This window comes from Moorena sp. SIO2C4 (assembly GCF_010672485.1).
In the GTDB taxonomy this organism is placed as follows: domain Bacteria; phylum Cyanobacteriota; class Cyanobacteriia; order Cyanobacteriales; family Coleofasciculaceae; genus Moorena; species Moorena producens.
This window is the reverse complement of sequence record NZ_JAAHGN010001298.1, coordinates 1-1,822: the sequence shown is the minus strand read 5'-3', so window position 1 is coordinate 1,822 and position 1,822 is coordinate 1. Positions and strand designations below refer to the sequence as shown.

Annotated in this window: 3 protein-coding genes; 2 read left to right on the top strand and 1 reads right to left on the bottom strand. The window is 42.3% G+C overall.

Annotated features, from left to right (window positions below; genetic code table 11):
- Positions 1 to 5: 5 nt before the first annotated feature.
- Positions 6 to 428 (top strand): response regulator, encoded by a 423-nt coding sequence (locus tag F6K20_RS36830; protein WP_008189993.1) that lies wholly within the window; start codon positions 6 to 8, stop codon positions 426 to 428.
- 140 nt (positions 429 to 568) lie between these two features.
- Here F6K20_RS36830 and F6K20_RS36825 read toward each other — a convergent pair whose 3' ends face one another.
- Positions 569 to 793, bottom strand: a complete 225-nt coding sequence (locus tag F6K20_RS36825) for a hypothetical protein (RefSeq protein ID WP_008189995.1) — start codon at positions 791 to 793, stop codon at positions 569 to 571.
- Positions 794 to 1,058: 265 nt separating this feature from the next.
- Here F6K20_RS36825 and F6K20_RS36820 point away from each other — a divergent pair, with 265 nt between their 5' ends.
- A complete protein-coding gene (locus F6K20_RS36820) occupies positions 1,059 to 1,622 on the top strand; it encodes a DUF2854 domain-containing protein (protein ID WP_008189999.1) in 564 nt (187 codons plus the stop codon).
- Positions 1,623 to 1,822 lie beyond the last annotated feature (200 nt).

Genomic DNA, 1,822 nt, shown 5'->3' with positions numbered 1-1,822 from the left:
TTCCTATGTTGTCCTGTGAGCATCCTGCCTTGCGAGTTCTAGTAGTTGACGACCATGAATTAACTCGATATAGCCTTCATTTAGCATTTTCGGCTCAGGAGAATATTGAGATAGTTGCTCTTGCTAGTAACGGGAAAGAAGCCATTGATATGGTAGAGTGCCATCACCCGGATGTGATTGTACTTGATCTACAAATGCCTATGATGGATGGTCTAAGTGCAGCCACCCGGATCAAAAGCCTAGAGCCAGACACTAAAATCATTGCCTACTCTTCAGTAGAAGACCCCCAAATTGAAGTGATGAGCCAAACTGCTCCCGTTGATATCTTTTGTAGGAAAGATGTTGCCACTTCAGATCTAATTAATTTAGTTAGGAAAATGGGCAGCAGTAAACTTAACCATCTAGAACCACTAGCTAAAATCAGCTGAGAAACGAAAACTAGAATAACGCGCTGCTAAACTAAGGAATTATGCAATTATTATAGTGGGCTGATTTCCCTATTACCTAATTACCTTCAATTATTCCATTAATCAGCAACGCCAATTGTTTGAGGCATCAGTTAGCCTTTTTATTCCGGGAAAGTACGCTTAAATTCATCGATTAGGTCATCGAGTTCTTCTAGGGCTTGATTAACATCAATTCGGAGGGTTCCCAAATCTGGTTGCTCCAGAAGCCGTAGCAAGGATTCCCGTTTACTGGTGATTAAGGTAATTCGCTCCTTAATTTTTTCCAATTCCATTTTTGGCTGTCTCTTGTCTACAACAATTTTATAATAACGATCAAATTTTCCCATAAAAAGGGGAATAAAGTATGTCAGAGAAAGACTGGGTGCATTTATTACTTCATTCTGACTTAGCCAGAGTCTGGAATATCGGTTAAGTCAGAATGAAGTATTGGGTCAATTTGATGATCTGTCAATGGGGTATAGGGGAAATAGGGGGGATAGGAGTGGAGGAATTTTACTTTAACCCATATATCGGTCATTTTGTCAACTTCTATGACTTGACCAGCGCTCTAGGATAATAAAACTGGAGTTATTTCTGTTACATAGCTAAATAATGTTACCCCGAACTTCCCTAGGAACTTTAGGTCTAGTCATTGGTGGATTACTGACCGTAATCGGCTTTGTTGCCTACGCCACCGATAATGCTACAGTGAATCTAGTGGGATTCTTTTACGGAATTCCAATTCTACTAGGAGGTCTTGCCCTCAAAGCTGCGGAGTTAAAGCCTGTAGAATTAAGCCAACCAACAATTCCTGAAGTCCTGACGCTGCGAGAGGAAACCGCCACCCCAATCCAAAATCAAATTCGCAAAGACGTAACGCGATATCGTTATGGTCAAGAAGCCCATCTAGATAGTTCCTTGGAAAGCCTGGGTTTATCTCCTACTGATGAAGAAAGACCTGTGTTGATGGGTTTACGAGAAACTTCGGTGGATGGTGCTTATGCCTTAATTCTCGAATTTGACTCCCCACTAATTCCTTTTGAGACTTGGCTCAAAAAGCAGGAAAAACTGGAAAAATTCTTTGGACCTGGTATTAAAGTAGATTTAACCCAACTTGAAGAAGACCAGGTGGATGTAGCACTAGTGGCAATGCCCGAAGAAAGCACCAGCGTGTAAAGACCTTACCTTTAAAGCTCCCCGCTGTTACCTAGACGGGGATTCTGATTTCAAACAGTCGGTCATATACCAACCCGTCACGCTGAGCGCCGAGTTCTTGCCTAGACATCGGCGCTCAGCGCTCCTGTTCTGTTGCCGGTATAGTTTCTACAGGCGGACTACATACCACTGTAAATACTCTCCAGGTCCTACATCCAATA